Origin of the sequence: Catelliglobosispora koreensis DSM 44566 (genome assembly GCF_000379685.1) — a bacterium.
Taxonomy (GTDB): domain Bacteria; phylum Actinomycetota; class Actinomycetes; order Mycobacteriales; family Micromonosporaceae; genus Catelliglobosispora; species Catelliglobosispora koreensis.
In genome coordinates, this window is the sequence record NZ_KB903292.1 from 280,334 (window position 1) to 295,612 (window position 15,279).

The window sequence follows — 15,279 nt, forward strand, 5'->3', positions numbered from 1 at the left end:
TTCTACACGAAGGCGTTGACGCCGGTGAGCGCCCGCCCGATGAGGAGTTGCTGGATCTGGCTGGTGCCTTCATAGAGCGTGGTGACGCGGGCGTCCCGCAGGTACTTGCCCGCTGGTGTCTCGTCGACATAACCAGCCCCGCCGAACACTTGCAAGGCATTGTTCGCCGCCCGGACAGCGGCTTCACTGGCGAACAGTTTCGCCATCGACGCCTGCGTGGCGAACGGCTCGTGCCGGTCGATCAGATCGGCCACCTGCCAGGTGAGCAGACGGGCCGCCGCTGTGTCGACCGCTATCTCGCTTAGGAGCTGCTGCACGAGCTGGAAGCTGGCGATGGGTTTGCCAAACTGGGTGCGCTGGCCGGCATAGGTCAACGCGGCGTCGAGGCAGCCTTGAGCGATGCCAACGCATCCCGCCGCCACGGACATGCGTCCTTTGTCGAGCGTGGACATGGCGATAGCGAAACCCCGGCCTTCATCGCCGAGGCGCGCTGTGTCTGGTACCCGCAAAGAATCAAAGAACAGCTCGGCGGTGGGCTGGCCACGTAGCCCAAGTTTCCCTTTGATCTCCCTTCGGGAAACCCCATCCATGGGTACTAGGAAAGCCGTCACCCCACGCGGTCCCGAACCCCCGGTCCGGGCGAACACGAGTGCCACATCGGCCCACGTGCCGTTGGTGATGAACACTTTGGACCCTGTGAGCAGCCAGTCACTCCCATCACGGGCTGCCCGCAGGGTTAGTGATCCGGCGTCGGATCCGGTGCCCGGCTCGGTTAGAGCAAAGCAGCCCAAAGCGTCACCGGAACACAGCTTGGGGAGCCACTCCGCTTGCTGGTCTGCATTCCCATGGGCGGCAATGGCTTTGGCGACCAGCCCGAGCGACACCGAGACCAGACCGCGCACGGCTGAGTCGCCGCGCCCGAGCTCTTCGAGCACGAGGCAGTAGGCCAGATGGTCGCCACCGGAGCCGCCGAGGTCCTCGTCGATGGTTAGGCCAAGGAACCCGAGGGCGCCCAGTTTGGCGATGATCGCGCGGTCGACCTGCTCTCGCCGGTCCCACTCGGCCGCGTAGGGCAGCAGCTCACGGTCGGCGAACGCGGCCGCGAGCTCGCGCACGGCGACCTGTTCCGGTGAGAGTTTCAGGTCCATGGCCGATAAACTAGCGCTGGAAGTTTTATTGTGTCCAGTGGCTGATAGGGTGTGATTCGTGCCCAGGCCAAAGCAAGCGCTGCTGAGCAGGCAGCTCATCGTGGAAACCGCTGCCACGCTGATCGACCGCGACGGGCTGGCCGTGTTTTCCACCCGCCGCCTCGCCGCCGAGCTAGGCGTGCGCGGACCGTCGTTGTACAACCATTTCAAGACCAAGGACGAGATCCTCGACGCGGTGGCCGACACGATCACCGCGAAGGTCGATGTGTCGTTCTTCGCCACTCACGACTGGCGTGAAGCGCTGCTGCTCTGGGGAAAGTCCTACCGCGACGCCCTGACTGCGCACCCGAATATCGTGCCGTTCCTCGCGCAAGGGCCGGGCCGTCGTCCCGCCGCGCTCGCCGTCGCGGACGCGGTCTATGGCGGCCTGGTCAAGGCGGGGTGGCCACCGGCGAGGGCCACGCACATCGGGGCACTCATGCGTTACTACGTCGCGGGTTCGGCACTCGGCTCGTTCGCTCGCGGGTTCGTTGAGGACCCGCAGCTTTACGCGGCTCACTATCCCCACCTCAGCCAGGCTCACCGGCTCGCGGGCAAGTCCGAAAGCGTTGATGAAGGGGCCTTTCAGCTCGGCCTGGAAGCGTTGATCGCCGGTCTTTCTGGCATCTACGAGACGGTTGTGGTCAAAAACTTGCAGTGATAGTTTCTGACCATGGACCGGGCGCATCTGTACTACGGCGGGCAGTGGATGCCGCCTTTGGGCACTGGCGTGATCACGGTGGAAAACCCCACCACGGAAGAGGTCATCGCGCGCGTGCCCGCGGGCGATGCGTCCGATGTGGACGCTGCCGTGGCATCGGCCCGAGCCGCCTTCCCAGCGTGGGCCGGGCTCGCCGCGGCGAAACGAGCCTCCTATCTGGAGGCGTTGCACCGGGAGCTGAGCGCTCGTGCCGAGCAGATCGCCCACACGATCGCCACTGAACTGGGCACGCCGCTAAAGATCGCCTCGCGTGTGCAAACGCAGCTGCCGCTCAAGGTGCTCGAAGGTTATGCGGCGATGGCAGCGGCACCACCCGAGCCGGAGGTCGTCGGCAACTCACTGATCGTCTGCGAACCCATTGGTGTCGTTGGAGCGATCACGCCGTGGAACTATCCGCTGCACCAGATCATGGCCAAGGTGGCACCAGCGTTGGCGGCAGGATGCACCGTCGTCCTCAAGCCCGCTGAGCTGACACCCCTGGTGTCCTACCTGCTTTTCGACGCCGTGCACGCGGCTGGATTGCCCGCCGGGGTGCTCAACCTGGTCACGGGCGAAGGCGCTGTCGTGGGCGCGGCGCTCGCGGCGCATCCGGAAGTCGACCTGGTCTCGTTCACCGGCTCCACGGCCGTGGGCGCTGAAGTGTCTCGCCTTGCTTCGGCCCGGATCGCTCGGGTCTGCCTGGAGCTGGGCGGCAAGTCAGCCAACATCATCCTTGACGACGCGGATCTGCCGCGCGCCGTGAAAACTGGTGTGGCTAATGCCTTCCTGAACTCCGGTCAAACCTGCACCGCGTGGACGCGGATGCTCGTGGCCGCCAGCCGGTACGAAGAAACGCTCGCCCTCATCACCGAAGCCGTTGGCGGCTACCAGATGGGTGACCCGTTCGACAGCGCGACCAGGATCGGCCCGCTCGTGTCGGCCGCCCAGCGTGAGCGGGTCAAGGGCTACATCCTTCGCGGCATCAACGACGGCGCTCGCGTCATCGCCGGCGGCCTGGACGCGAAGGTCCCCGACAGCGGCTATTTCGTCGCGCCAACCGTGCTCGCCGACGCTGAGCCGGACAGTGTGGTCGCGCAGGAGGAAATCTTCGGACCAGTGCTCGTGGTCATGCCGTTTGACACCGACGCCGAGGCGGTCGAGATCGCGAACAACTCCCGTTACGGGCTCGCCGGAGCTGTGTGGTCCGAAGACGAAGAGCGCGCGCTATCGGTCGCTTGGCAGCTGCGCACGGGCGCGGTCGACATCAACGGTGCCGCGTTCAATCCGCTGGCACCCTTCGGCGGTTACAAACAGTCCGGCAACGGACGCGAGCTTGGCACGCACGGCCTGACCGAATTCTTTGAGGTAAAGGCGATTCAGCGATGAAGGCTCTGGTCTGGAACGGTCCGGGCACGCAACTGGGGGTCGAGGAGCTCGAGCTGCCGGAGCCGCGTGAGGGAGAAGTTAGGGTCCGCATCAAGGCGGCCGGTGTCTGCCACTCCGACCTGTCCATGGTGGACGGAACGCTCAATCCACCGCATCCACTGGTGATCGGGCACGAAGCCGCCGGCGTCATCGTGGAGACCGGCGAACACGTCGTGCTCAACTGGGCGCCGCCGTGCCGTGAGTGCTGGTTCTGTGCCCATGGCGAGCCGTGGCTGTGCGCTTCACTGGGCGCCGCGACGACCCCTCAAGGCGACCGGCACGTAACACTCGGGCTCGGTGCGCTGGCCGAAGAAGTCGTGGTTCCCCGGCGGGCGATCATCCCGGTGCCGCAAGAGCTTCCATTCCCACTGGCGGCCTTGCTCGGCTGCGCCGTGCTGACCGGGTTCGGCGCGGTTCGCCGCACAGCCAACGTCAAGCCCGGCGAAAGCGTTGTGGTCATTGGGCTTGGCGGCGTCGGCCTGTCCGCTGTCATCGCCGCGAAGGCGGCTGGCGCGAGCACGGTCATCGCCGTCGACCGGGCCGAGGGTAAGCGCGATCTGGCCCTGGCTGCCGGGGCGACGCACTTCGCGCTCTCCGATGACACACTGTCCAAAGTGGTGCGTGGGCTAACCGACGGACGCGGTGCCGACCACACCTTCGAGTGTGTGGGCCGGGCGGCGACGATCCGGGCCGCCTGGCGCGCCGCGCGCCGCGGTGGCACGGTCACGGTGGTGGGCATGGGTTCCAACGATGACCTGGTGCAGTTGAGCGCACTGGACATATTTCACTCGTCGCGCTCGCTGCGCTCGTCGGTGTTTGGCTCCTCCGATCCCGACCGTGATCTGCCTACGCTCGCGGCCGAGGTGGTCGCTGGCGATCTGAGCCTCGACGCGCTCATCAGCGACACCATCACCCTCGAGGAGGCACCGGAAGCCTTCGCGCGCATGGCTCGGGGCGTGGGCGCCCGGTCTGTCGTGGTGTTCTAACGCAACATCTTCGTCAGCTCCACCCGCGAGCGGATGCCGAGCCTGGTGAAGATATTGCGCAGGTGATGATCAACCGTGCGGGGGCTGAGGAAGAGTTGCGCGGCCACTTCACGGTTCGTGGCACCTTCGGCCACCAACCGCGCGATGTGCTGCTGTTGTGCCGTAAGGCTTTCCGGGATCGCGATGCTTTCCGTCAGGGCACCGGCCGCTCGCAGTTCCGCCTGGGCCTGCTCGACCCACGCCGTGACACCCAAGTGGTGAAACGTTTCCACAGCACGATTGAGGAACTCCCGTGCTTCCCGTGACCGGCGTGACCGGCGCAGCTCTTGGCCGAACAGAAGTTCCGTGCGCGCCCGCTCGAAGTCGGCCTCTCCGGACAGGTGCAGGTGCAGTGCTTCCCGGAAGTGCTCTTCGGCCTCGGTGCTTCCCCGTGGCGCGAGCAGAGCCCGGCAGCGGGCGGAAAGTGCTTGGCGCAACGCGTCTCCGGTGCTGCCAGCCCAGCGGGCGAAGGCCGCGTGCGCGGCGAGCGCCGCGTCCCGGCCGCCACTGCGCACGGCTGCTTCGACGAGCCAGGGCGTTGCCATCATTTGCACAACCACATGGCCTTGCCCGGTCAGCGGATCGGCGATCGAGGTTAGCCGCGTGACAGCGTCGGCTGGGCGGCCCGCGACGACGTCGAGGACGGCCCGTGCCCATCGGCTCAGCGCCGCGGGACGGCTGATCTGACCGGCACCCGCGGGGACGCTGAGCGTGTGCAGCAATTCCAGGCACGTGCCACGCTCACCCCGGATCGCCGCGAGCACGGCCAGCATCGCCTGGTGATCGCTGGCGTAGTTGTCCTGCCCGCACGCGTGCGCCAGACTCAGCCCTTCTTGCGACGTCGTCGCCGCGATGTCATAGCGGCCCAGCCAGTACTCAGCGACCGCTTGCATCTCCAGGGCGATCGGCAACGCGGCGAGATCACCGGCCGAGCGAGCGGCGATGATCGCCTTGACCGCGAAGCGATGCGCGGTGTGATCGTCGCCGAGGAGCAGCGCCGAAGCGCTCGCGCACGTGAGCGAAGCCGGGTCGGTCAGCTCCGCAGCCAGCTGAAGGACGCGACGCAGGGCGATCGTCCCTTCCCGGAACCGTCCCATGAACGTCGCGCCAAGCCCGGTCAGGTAGGCGAATATCAGTGCGCTCGCGGGAGAATCTCCGGGCGGCTTCAGTCGCGCGGTGATTTCCGCGAACCGTTCGTGGTCGCCAGAGAAGCAAACGGCTTCGCTGGCTCGAATCAAGGCCGCCAGCGACAGTGAGCTGTCGCCGAACCGGTCGGCGGCGGCGAGCAGACGGTCCAAAGTGGACGACGCGGCACCGGAGCGCAGCTCGATCTCGCCCGCCAAGACGTCTCGGCGGCCTTCGTCCACTCCGGACACGGGGCTGGCCGTTTCGAGGAGCGACCGGGCCCGGTGCGGACTGCCCGCCAGCCACGCGTATTGCGCCGCGGTCACCAAGCGCTTGGCGGCCCCGGCCGGTGAGGCGGTCAGCTGCGCTGCGCGTTCGAGTGCTGTGGACGCACCGTCATATCCTTCCGCCTCTCCGGCCGCCTGCTCTAGTTCCGCGGCGAGGCGCGCGTCTGGCCCGACCGCGGCGGCGGCCCGGTGCACGGCACGTCGCAGCCGGCTGATGCCGGGCACCTGCGCCAGCAACAGGTGTGCCGCACGCCGGTGCGCGAGCGGTGCTTCGCGGTAGATCACGTCCCGCAGCATCGGCCACTCAAAACAGAGCCGTTCCCCGGCGTGGACCAAGCCAGCTTCCTCAGCCGGGCTAAGCGCCAGAACGTCCACTCCCGACAGGCTTGCCGCGTGCAGCAGCGTCACCGTGTCCATCTCTTCCTCGGCGGCGGCCACGAGCAGCAGCCATCGTGTGCTCTGAGGCAGAAGGTCAAGCCGTCGCACATAGGCGTCAAACAACAGTGAGCGGTCCACGAGCGCTTGCGGATTGCCCTGCGCCATCTCCACCAGCTCTGCCTGACGGTCCGCTGGCGTCCCTAGGTTGTCCAGTAGCACGAAGGATTCCTGCCGTGACAACGGTTCCAGGCGGTGAACCGGAATCCCCGCCGGTGCGGTCCGCGCGCTGGTCGCCAGAATCATCATGACGGACCGCCCTTGCAGCCGCCGCGCGGCGAAGGTCAGCGCGTTCAGCGACTCCTCATCGGCCCACTGCAGATCGTCGGCCAGGCACAACACCGGACCGTCCAACGCGGTCAGATAACGGAGCAGATCGGGGCGGTCCACCATCGAGCCTGGCACCGTCGTCTCGTCGGGATAGGCGGTGAACCGCACGACGGTCAGCCCGGGGGACACCGCTGATTCCAGCAGTGAGGTCTTGCCCGAGCCCGGCGGTCCTTGCAGGACAAGCGAACCGGAGCCCGCTGCCAGAAGTTCTTGCACTGCGAGTGCACTAACCATGCTTCCGAGTGTTACCCACGGGTACCTAGCTTGCCAAGAGGGCAGCCACTGTTCGCGTCATTACGGCACGTGCCTTGTCCACGGAAAGGTCTAACCCATCGCGCAGCATCGACCAGGCCGGCCACATCGTCGCGGCGATGAGCGCGTGCGTCAGTTGCTCCCGGCCGCTGCCCGCTTTGCTTAGCTCGTCAGCGAAAAGCACCGAGATCTCATCGCGCAGCCGCTCGACGTGAACCAGCCGGTTGCGATGCAGCTGTGGTGACAAGGGCTCCAGCATGTGCGCTGCCTTGGCTGTCGGCCCGATCAGCTGGAGCATGCTGGCCCGCTGCCGGCAGAACGCGTCAATCCGCTTGGGCAGAGGCAACGTTGGCGAGACCGGCTTGAAGGCGGCATCCACCTGGGCCAGCACCCGTTCGCCACTCGCGGCGAAGAGGGTCTCCATGTTCTTGAAATTCGTCCAGAGGGTACGCAGCGAAACGCCCGCCCGGTCGGCGATCTTCTCCCCGCTGGGTTTGAGATCGCCCTCGTTGATCAGAGCAAGGTGGGCATCAACGATCGCGGCGCGTGTGCGCTCAGCCCGGGCAACCCGGCCGTCGACGGTCGTCACTGGCGTTCACCTCCAGAAAGCTAGGTGCGAGTGTAACGAGAACGGGCCGGTTCGCAGACCGGCCCGTTCCGCCCGCGAGGAGGGGTTAACTCGCGATGGTGTTAGCAGGCGGTGTCGGCCGCTGCTCACCAAACACGTTCACGGATCCGTCGGCCGAGTCGGTCTCGAAGACGTCACCGAAGAAGACCTGAACTCCCGCTGCCACTTTCGTCAACCGGTGGCCGCCGTATCCAGAGTGGTTCGTCTTGGAATAGCGCAGGGGTGCGAAACCCGGGCCCTTGAAGCCGTTCTTCTCGACCGCGGCAAGCAGACCTTCGCGGGTCAGGTCCTTGCCCGCCGCCTGGAGTGCTTGCACGAACAGGTAACCGACCGACAGACCGTAGACCGCGTTGCCGTTGAACGGTGCCTTGCCGTTGTACTGGTCGTGGATCTTCTTGAACGCCGCCGTCCACGGGTCGGTCAGATCGGCCGGTGATGGCAGGTTGGACACCCCGACCATGCCTTCGAGCAGGGGCGCGGCGTTGCCCAGTTGCTTAGCCAGCGTGGGGTGATCGGATCCGACGTTGGACACGACCCACTGTGGTTTGAAGGCGAGTCGTGCGGCAGTACCCATGGAAAGGGCCGTGAATCCCGGAATCGTGGCCAGCACGACCACCTCGCACCCCGCGGCCTTCATGGCTCCAACTTGTGGCGCGACATCGGTGTTGCTGGTGACGTATTTCTGCTTGGACACCACAGCCGTCGCCCCAAGCACCTTTTCCACCCCGAGCAGACTGTCGCGGCCGAAGTCATCGTCCTGGCCGAAGAAGCAGACCTTCTTGCCGGGCAGACTCTGCTTGATGTAGTTGCCGAGAATCTTGCCCTCAACGGTGTAGTCCGTGTTGAAACCAAACGTGTGCGGATACTTCTCCGGCTGGTTCCACGTCCGGCTGCCCGACGCGACAAAGAGATCAGGCACCTTGTTGGTCTTCAGGAAGTCGAGAACACCGGTGTGCGTTGGCGTGCCGAGCCCGTTGAGGATCGCGAAAACCCTGTCCTGCAACACCAGCTGGCGCACGACGGTCTGGGTGTTGGCCGGGTTGTAGCCGTCATCCATCACCTTGTAAGTGATTTTTCGGCCGTGCACCCCGCCGCTGGCGTTGACGTGATCGAAATACGCCTTGGTCGCGGGAGCGATCTCGGAGTATCCGGCCGCGGCCGGGCCGGTCAGTGGCATATGTGTGCCGACAACGATTTCGGTATCGGTGACGCCCGTGCTGTCGCCTTTCGCGCCGCCGGGGGTCTCGCCGCCGCTGCTGCACGCCGCGACAAGAACCGCGGCGAGGGCGACACTAACTATTCGGTGCATGGTGACCTCTCTTCAGCAAACGGGAGAACAGGCCTTGCAATCCGCCCGGCGCCGCGAGCATCACGATGATGAGCGTGACGCCGAAGATGGCGAGCGGAAGATTGCCTTCGAGACGGCTGGCCATGGCTGGTTTGAGCACCATGCCCTCGGTCAGCGAGTGGATGACATCCGGCAGTGCGACGAGGAGCACAGCTCCCCACAACGCACCGGCCAGACTGCCCAGACCGCCAATCACCACCGCCATTAGCAAAAACAGCGACAACGTGAGCGGAAAGGCGCCAGGGGAAACACTTTGGGCGAGGAAGGCCATCAACGCTCCGCCCAGTCCCGCGCAAGCTGAGCTGATGACGAAGGCCAGAACTTGCGTACGCGACACCGCTACCCCCGTGAGCGACGCAGCCACCTCGTTGTCCCGCACGGCACGCATGCGCCGCCCGAGGTGGCTGCGAGACAGGTTGGCCAGCAACCACATCACGAGCACAGCCGCGCCGCCAGCGACCAGTGCCTGCCACCGCTCGATGTCCAAAGTCCGCGGTGGCGTAAGAAAGACTGGCAGCCCTTGTTCGCTGTTGAACACGCTCTGGAACGTGATGGTGATCGAGGGCACCGCGATCGCCAGTGCCAGCGTGGCCCCGGCCAGATACGGCCCGCGTAACCGGGCGGCGGCGAGCCCGACGACCGCGCCCGCCACCGTGGTGACCACGACGGCGAGCGCGAGCGAGAGATACAAGCTGTCCCAAGACTTTTGAGCGAAGGCGACCGTATAGGCACCGATCGCCATCAGCGCACCGTGGCCGAGCGAGAGCTGGCCGTTGAGTCCGGTCAGGACGGTCAGCCCAGCCGTCGCGCACAGGTAGGCCGCGATCGTCGCGAGCTGATAGTTACGAAACGGGTCGAGCATCGCTGTCGCGGCGACAAGACCGGCCGCCGCGGCGACGCTCCAGAGCAATGTCCTCATGCCTGCCTCGCTTTCGAAGCCGCGAACAAGCCCTGTGGCCGGGCCAATAGCACCGCGAGCAGGGCGGCGAACGCCGCGATGGGAGTGACGCTGGAACCGAGGTATCCGCTGACGTAAGACAGCACGAGCCCCAGCAACAGCCCGCCGACGACGGCTCCAGGCGGGCTGTCCAGCCCGCCGATCACCGCCGCCGTGAACGACGTGACGAAGACGAGATCCATCGCGTGCGGGTGCAGGCCGAGTTCCGTGGGAATGACGAGCATCGCGGCGACCGCTCCGGCACCGGCGGCCAGCGCCCAGCCGAGCGTCAGCATGCCGCCGACATTCACCCCGAGCAGGCGGGAGACTTCGGGAGCGAACGCGGCGGCCCGCATCCGCAGTCCCGTGGACGTTTTCGTGAACAGCAGCGCCAGCAAGAGCACGATCGTCAGCACGGCCGCGAAGACGAACACGTCGTACTGCGACAGCAGCGGCACGCCACCGACATCGATCGCGTCCCGGCTAAACGGTGTGCCCACGGGACGGAACTCGTTGCCGTACAACATGCCTAGCCCGGCCTGAATGGTCAGCACGAGTCCTAACGCGACGATCACCTGGTTCAGCGGAGCGCTGTGACTGGTGAAGCGCATGACACCGCGCTCGACGAGCACGCCCAAGGCCATCCCGCCGGCAAGGGCCGCGGCGAAGCCGAGCCAGTAGGAGCCCGTCGCGGAGGTGACGGCATAGGCGGCGTAAGCCGCGGCGACCGCCATCGCGCCCTGGGCGAAGTTGACGATGCGGGCCGCGCGCCAGATCAAGACGAGTGCGAGCGCGAAAGCGGAGTAGACCGCTCCGTTGGCCAAGCCGTCAAAGGTGAGGAAGGCAAAGCGTTCCATGGCTTCCTTTCAGGACCCGAGGTAGGCGGCACGCATGTCGCCGGAGCTGGTTTCGGCCAGCCTGCCGAGCGACATCGCCACCGCCGCGTCGGCGATCGACAAAGCGCTGCGGGCGTTCTGCTCGACGAGCAGGACGGACAGCCCGTCGTTGTCGCGCAGCTGGCGAAGCAGGCTCATGATTTGCGCCGTTACCTTGGGCGCGAGGCCAAGCGACGGTTCGTCGAGCAACAGCAGCCGTGGCCGTGCCATCAGCGCCCGGCCGATCGCGAGCATCTGCCGTTCACCGCCGGAAAGTTGATGCCCCATGCTTTTGTTACGGCGTGCCAGCGGCTCGAACAGCTCGTAGACCTCGCTCATCGTGGCGGCACTGTCCTTTCGCCACAGTCCGCCGAGCCGCAGGTTCTCCTCGACGGTCAGTTCGGTGATGACACCGCGGCCTTCGGGGACGAGGGCGAGCCCACGGCGTACCAGATGCTCCACCCGAACCCCACGCAAGTCGTCGCCGTCAAACAGGATTCGGCCTGTCGTGGGCTTAAGGAGTCCCGCGATCGTGCGCAACAGCGTCGTCTTGCCGGCTCCGTTGGGCCCGAGCACGGTCACGATGGAACCCTGGGGCACCTCAAGATGGATGTCCCGCAGCACGGGTGCCGCGCCATAGCCAGCGGTCAGCCCTTCGAGCTGAAGAATCACGCCGCCACCCCCAGATAGGCGTCAGCGACGGCCGGATTGTCGCGAATCTCTTGGGGCGCACCAGAAGCGATCACACGGCCGAAGTCCAGCACGGTGACTTCGTCGCAGACCTCCATTACGAGATCCATGTGATGTTCGACGAGAAGCACCGTGCACGTCCCGCGCAGAGTGCGGATCAGCGTCGCCAGTTCCGCGATCTCCTCTTCGGACAGACCGCCAGCCGGTTCGTCGAGCAGCAGGTAACGGGGCCGGGTCACGAGTGCCCGGGCGAGCGCGACCTTCTTGCCTACCGCATAGGGAAGCGTTGCCGGGTAAGCTTTTTCGTAGGCGGCGATGCCGAACTCATCCAGCCGGGCACGTGCTGACTCGCGCAACACGCGTTCGCTGCGGGCGGATGAGGGTAACCCCAGCAATGCGGACAGAAACCCAGCGCTGCCCGTCGCGCCGGCCATGACGTTTTCTAACGCTGTCATGCCGGGAAACAGCCCGACCCCTTGCAGCGTGCGGGCGACGCCGAGCCGCGTTAGCTGATGCGGCTTGGGTTTTAGCGGCTTCCCGTCGAGGGTCATGCTCCCGCTTGAGGGCGCGATCAGTCCACATAAGACGTTGAAGAGCGTGGTCTTGCCCGCACCGTTAGGCCCGATGATCCCCAGAACATGCCCGCGAGTGGCCGTCAGCGTGACGTCCTCCAGCGCCACCAGGCCGCCAAACCGCACTCCGATGCCGTGCAGCTCCATCCCCACCTCCAAACTATTGACACGGAGAGTGCATGTTTTTTTCCACAACGTCAAGGGGTTCATCCTGAAGAAATATGCATTCGTGATGCCGAAAGGGCGGCAGCCACGATGCTGCCGCCCTCGTTGGCCTGAGCTTTAGGAGTTCGGGCAGGTGTTGCGATACTCCTCGATCGCGCTACCGCTCGGGCCTGGGCAAAGGAACTGCTCATAGCGTGTGTCGTTGTCGACAAATCGCTTGAGCCAGGCGACCATCATCTTGCCGGTGGGCGTGTTGACGGACTGCGGGAAGAAATGGCTTGCCGCGTTCAGCTCCAGGTAGGCCTTCTCGGCCGAGCTGGGAATGCTGTTGTAGAACGGAACCGAGTGCGAGCTCACGGGAGCGATGGAGTCGCTTTCGCCACCGATGATGAGGGTGGGCGTCCGCAGCTCCGACCAGGTCTTGTCGGAGTTCCACGGTGCGATCGGAATCGCGGCCTGAAGCGACGGGCGGTCGCTGGCCGCTTCGAGACTGCCGCCGCCACCCATCGAGTGACCGGCCACGGCAAGCCGCGTGTTGTCGATCCGGGAGCGGACCGAGCTGCTCTGCGTCAGATAGTCCAGCGCCGCCAGGAGCTGCGTGCCCCGGCTGCTGGGCTGGTCATAGACCGAGTTGGTCTCGATGCCGATGACCACGAAACCGTGCGAGGCGATGCGCGGGCCCAGCCAGTCGATGCTTGACCACCGGGCGGTGAAGCCGGGCGAGATCGCGATCGCGCCAAAGGTGCCTTGGCTCGTGTCAGTGGGGTAATAGATGACCCCGCCGCCGAAGCCACTAACGAGGGATGAGACGGAGACCGAAGACGTCGCGAATGGACCCCGGGATGCTTCCAGAATCGCGTTCGTCGGGTCCGGGCCCCGCTCGTACGGGTTGTCTGCCGCTTGCGCGGCCTGGGGGACGATGATCGAGAGTGCCACCGCTGCCATTGTTGCCACGACAGCTTTGGCGGTGCGTGACGTTCGCACGTCCTTGCCTCCCTGCTCTCGGGGATTGATAAGCGCCATTTTTTACGGGTACGCCGTGAGCCTGCATCGGCGAAATCACCGGTCATTTCACCGATGCGAGCACGGTCGCCGGAGCACCAAACTCACCAGGCATGAAGACGTTCACCAGTGCCGATGGCCTGAACCTCGCCTATTACGAGTGGGGCTCACCCGGATCCGGCGTCCCAGTCGTGCTGCATCACGGGTTCAGCGCGAGCGCGCTGTCCAACTGGGAGCTGCCCGGTGTCGTGGCCGCGCTAACCGAGGCGGGACGGCACGTGTTCGCCATCGACTCCCGTGGGCACGGCGCCTCGGACAAGCCGCACGATCCGGCCTTCTACGGTGAACACCGGATGGCCGAAGACGTGTCCACTTTGCTCGGAGTGATTGGCGCGGAGCAGATCGACCTCGTGGGCTACTCGATGGGTGGCATCGTGGCGCTGCTTGTCGCGATCAGTGACAAGCGGGTCCGGCGTCTTGTCGCGGGTGGCATTGGCTCCAGCGCGGTGGAACTCGGTGGTCTCGACTCGCGCGCGCTGCCGGGCCGGGCGCTGGTGGACGGTCTACAGGCGCAAGATGTCGCGTCCATTGACGATCCGCAGGTCATGGCGTTTCGTGCCTTCGCCGACGCCGCCGGAGCGGACCGTCAAGCCCTTGCTGCCCAAGTGCTCGCGTCACACCGTAGTCCTATCGCCCTCGACCGCATCACCGCTCCCACGCTCGTGCTCGCCGGCGTGGACGACCACTTGGCCACCCGTCCCGAAGTGCTCGCTGACGCGATCACGGGCGCCCGCTGGCGCGTGCTTTCCGGCGACCACCTCACCGCCGTCCGCAATCCCGACTTCGCTTCCGCGATCGTCAAATTCCTGGCGTGACCCGGCCTTTGGCGGGGCATGGCTTCCTGCGGCGCCTGCCGTCAGTCTCAGCGTGACCTCGCCCGACCGGCGCGGATGCCGTCAGGTTCCCAGCGTGACGTCGACGCTCTGGTGTCCGGTCAGGTCTGTGGGCAGGAGGATGGTGTCCGCGGCTTGGCCTGTGCCGGTCACGTGGATATCGAGGGTCATGTCCCGATAACGGAAGCCGGTTAGAGTCAGCTCGCGGAACCCTTCTGGGACAAGAGGGCGGATCTTCAGGCCCTCTTCGCTCGCTTGGATGCCGAACAGTCCGAAGTGGACCATCGCCTGATACCCGGCGGCGCTCCACAACTGGCGTGCTGACCCGTCGGGCCGGCCGCTCACAGGACGGTAGAACTCATGAAACGAACCGTCCCGCCCGGCCAGATCGGCCAGCTTCGTCAACTCGGCGCTCAGGAGATCGGACCTTCCTTGCGACGCGGCGGCCAGCGCCCAGTAGCCCTGAACGAAAGGCCACACCATGCCGTTGTGGTAGTAGTGGGCGTCATTCCACGTCAGGCGCCACAACGCATAAGGCGGCCACAGGCAGGGGATGCCGTGTTTGGTGACGTGTGCTTGGCTGAGGATTCCTTCGGCCTGATCATCATCGGCGACACCCCACAGCACCGCCAGCGATTCGCCTAGGCCCTCCATGCGACTGGACTTCGTCCCGTGCTCATACTCGAAATAGGCGTAGAGCTGCTTATCTGGTACCCACAGATGTTCGTTGATTTTGTCGCGAAGCTCGTTTGCCTTGGCGTAGAAGGAACTCACGTCAGCACCGAGCAGCGCGCCCATGCGGGCCGCGAGCAGGTAGCCCCGGTAGTACAAAACGTTGGTGCTCAGCGCTTTGGTGCGGCCGACCTTGGTCCCGTTGTGGTGAAAGCGAAACGGGTAGCCGCTGTTGGATTCCATGAAACTGGAGCACCCGCGAAACAGGCCCGTCTCGGCATCCCAAGCCTCGTGCTCGGCCCGCTCTAGCGTGAGCCGGCTGACGTTGAAGCTCCATCGCAGAAACTCTTCGTCGCCGTTGGCGAGGTAAACCGCCCAAGCCCCCACGGTGCCAACGATCGAGTCGGTCAGATTCGGCCAGCCCCCGAAGTGACGGCACGGGTCCTGTCGCCAAAACCCTTGCGGCGCGAGCGCTTCCAGTGTCGCGCGTGCCTCGGCCGGGTGGCTGAAAGCGACTCCGAGGTCAAACGCGTAGGAACTGTCGCGGGTCCAGATGGTGTTCCACCGTTTCCCCGCGACGAACCGTCCATTGACGACATTGCCCGCCACATCCGCCGCCGCTTTCGCGTAGGCAGCGTCATACGCTAAGTCCCCACTGCGAAACTCCGCCATCCCTGCAGCTTAGCGGCGCGCGGCCACCAGTCGCTCCAGCTCCGCGGCCAGTTCCTGCG

The 15,279-nt window shown here is 65.7% G+C and carries 14 protein-coding genes; 4 read left to right on the forward strand and 10 right to left on the reverse strand.

Features of this window, described 5'->3' with window-relative positions:
* Positions 1 to 2: 2 nt before the first annotated feature.
* Positions 3 to 1,148, reverse strand: coding sequence for an acyl-CoA dehydrogenase family protein (locus A3E1_RS0135490; RefSeq protein ID WP_020525588.1), 1,146 nt, complete (start codon positions 1,146 to 1,148; stop codon positions 3 to 5).
* Between the two features lie 58 nt (positions 1,149 to 1,206).
* Here A3E1_RS0135490 and A3E1_RS0135495 point away from each other — a divergent pair, with 58 nt between their 5' ends.
* From A3E1_RS0135495 to A3E1_RS0135505, 3 genes are read left to right on the forward strand one after another with little or no spacing between them, the layout of a single operon-like run.
* Positions 1,207 to 1,848: a TetR/AcrR family transcriptional regulator gene (locus A3E1_RS0135495; protein ID WP_020525589.1), complete on the forward strand. Its 642-nt coding sequence runs from the start codon at positions 1,207 to 1,209 to the stop codon at positions 1,846 to 1,848.
* Positions 1,849 to 1,860: 12 nt separating this feature from the next.
* A complete protein-coding gene (locus A3E1_RS0135500) occupies positions 1,861 to 3,273 on the forward strand; it encodes an aldehyde dehydrogenase family protein (protein WP_020525590.1) in 1,413 nt (470 codons plus the stop codon).
* Positions 3,270 to 4,298 (forward strand): zinc-binding dehydrogenase, encoded by a 1,029-nt coding sequence (locus A3E1_RS0135505; protein WP_020525591.1) that lies wholly within the window; start codon positions 3,270 to 3,272, stop codon positions 4,296 to 4,298. Before A3E1_RS0135500 ends, A3E1_RS0135505 begins: the two co-directional genes overlap by 4 nt.
* Here the strand turns inward: A3E1_RS0135505 and A3E1_RS0135510 are convergent.
* From A3E1_RS0135510 to A3E1_RS0135545, 8 genes are all read right to left on the reverse strand, one after another.
* The gene (locus A3E1_RS0135510) at positions 4,295 to 6,748 is read right to left on the reverse strand and encodes a helix-turn-helix transcriptional regulator (protein WP_020525592.1); all 2,454 of its coding nucleotides are present in this window, start codon (positions 6,746 to 6,748) and stop codon (positions 4,295 to 4,297) included. The genes A3E1_RS0135505 and A3E1_RS0135510 overlap by 4 nt on opposite strands.
* Positions 6,749 to 6,773: 25 nt before the next feature.
* Positions 6,774 to 7,355 (reverse strand): TetR/AcrR family transcriptional regulator, encoded by a 582-nt coding sequence (locus A3E1_RS0135515; RefSeq protein WP_020525593.1) that lies wholly within the window; start codon positions 7,353 to 7,355, stop codon positions 6,774 to 6,776.
* Positions 7,356 to 7,440: 85 nt separating this feature from the next.
* Positions 7,441 to 8,703 (reverse strand): ABC transporter substrate-binding protein, encoded by a 1,263-nt coding sequence (locus A3E1_RS0135520; RefSeq protein WP_020525594.1) that lies wholly within the window; start codon positions 8,701 to 8,703, stop codon positions 7,441 to 7,443.
* The gene (locus A3E1_RS0135525) at positions 8,687 to 9,661 is read right to left on the reverse strand and encodes a branched-chain amino acid ABC transporter permease (RefSeq protein ID WP_083929775.1); all 975 of its coding nucleotides are present in this window, start codon (positions 9,659 to 9,661) and stop codon (positions 8,687 to 8,689) included. The genes A3E1_RS0135520 and A3E1_RS0135525 overlap by 17 nt, the downstream gene beginning before the upstream one ends.
* Entirely contained in the window at positions 9,658 to 10,536 is an 879-nt protein-coding gene (locus A3E1_RS0135530; protein WP_020525596.1) for a branched-chain amino acid ABC transporter permease, read from the reverse strand. Before A3E1_RS0135530 ends, A3E1_RS0135525 begins: the two co-directional genes overlap by 4 nt.
* 9 nt (positions 10,537 to 10,545) lie before the next feature.
* Entirely contained in the window at positions 10,546 to 11,226 is a 681-nt protein-coding gene (locus A3E1_RS0135535) for an ABC transporter ATP-binding protein (protein ID WP_020525597.1), read from the reverse strand.
* Positions 11,223 to 11,963: an ABC transporter ATP-binding protein gene (locus A3E1_RS0135540; protein ID WP_020525598.1), complete on the reverse strand. Its 741-nt coding sequence runs from the start codon at positions 11,961 to 11,963 to the stop codon at positions 11,223 to 11,225. The genes A3E1_RS0135535 and A3E1_RS0135540 overlap by 4 nt, the downstream gene beginning before the upstream one ends.
* A 135-nt stretch (positions 11,964 to 12,098) precedes the next feature.
* Positions 12,099 to 12,926: an alpha/beta hydrolase family protein gene (locus A3E1_RS0135545; protein WP_245571545.1), complete on the reverse strand. Its 828-nt coding sequence runs from the start codon at positions 12,924 to 12,926 to the stop codon at positions 12,099 to 12,101.
* A gap of 170 nt (positions 12,927 to 13,096) precedes the next feature.
* Between A3E1_RS0135545 and A3E1_RS0135550 the strand changes: the two genes are divergently transcribed.
* On the forward strand, positions 13,097 to 13,858 hold the full coding sequence (locus tag A3E1_RS0135550; protein WP_020525600.1) for an alpha/beta fold hydrolase: 762 nt from the start codon (positions 13,097 to 13,099) through the stop codon (positions 13,856 to 13,858).
* An 81-nt stretch (positions 13,859 to 13,939) separates the two neighbouring features.
* Here the strand turns inward: A3E1_RS0135550 and A3E1_RS0135555 are convergent, their stop codons facing one another.
* Complete coding sequence (locus tag A3E1_RS0135555) at positions 13,940 to 15,220, reverse strand: MGH1-like glycoside hydrolase domain-containing protein (protein WP_020525601.1); 1,281 nt, start codon at positions 15,218 to 15,220, stop codon at positions 13,940 to 13,942.
* Positions 15,221 to 15,279: the final 59 nt, after the last annotated feature.

What these genes read in the sequence shown, in the direction of transcription:
- A3E1_RS0135490 (WP_020525588.1), bottom strand. Translation starts at nt 1,148, where the DNA reads ATGGACCTGAAACTCTCACCGGAACAGGTCGCCGTGCGCGAGCTCGCG.
- A3E1_RS0135500 (WP_020525590.1), top strand. Translation starts at nt 1,861, where the DNA reads ATGGACCGGGCGCATCTGTACTACGGCGGGCAGTGGATGCCGCCTTTG.
- A3E1_RS0135505 (WP_020525591.1), top strand. Translation starts at nt 3,270, where the DNA reads ATGAAGGCTCTGGTCTGGAACGGTCCGGGCACGCAACTGGGGGTCGAG.
- A3E1_RS0135510 (WP_020525592.1), bottom strand. Translation starts at nt 6,748, where the DNA reads ATGGTTAGTGCACTCGCAGTGCAAGAACTTCTGGCAGCGGGCTCCGGT.
- A3E1_RS0135520 (WP_020525594.1), bottom strand. Translation starts at nt 8,703, where the DNA reads ATGCACCGAATAGTTAGTGTCGCCCTCGCCGCGGTTCTTGTCGCGGCG.
- A3E1_RS0135525 (WP_083929775.1), bottom strand. Translation starts at nt 9,661, where the DNA reads ATGAGGACATTGCTCTGGAGCGTCGCCGCGGCGGCCGGTCTTGTCGCC.
- A3E1_RS0135530 (WP_020525596.1), bottom strand. Translation starts at nt 10,536, where the DNA reads ATGGAACGCTTTGCCTTCCTCACCTTTGACGGCTTGGCCAACGGAGCG.
- A3E1_RS0135540 (WP_020525598.1), bottom strand. Translation starts at nt 11,963, where the DNA reads ATGGAGCTGCACGGCATCGGAGTGCGGTTTGGCGGCCTGGTGGCGCTG.
- A3E1_RS0135545 (WP_245571545.1), bottom strand. Translation starts at nt 12,926, where the DNA reads ATGGCAGCGGTGGCACTCTCGATCATCGTCCCCCAGGCCGCGCAAGCG.
- A3E1_RS0135550 (WP_020525600.1), top strand. Translation starts at nt 13,097, where the DNA reads ATGAAGACGTTCACCAGTGCCGATGGCCTGAACCTCGCCTATTACGAG.
- A3E1_RS0135555 (WP_020525601.1), bottom strand. Translation starts at nt 15,220, where the DNA reads ATGGCGGAGTTTCGCAGTGGGGACTTAGCGTATGACGCTGCCTACGCG.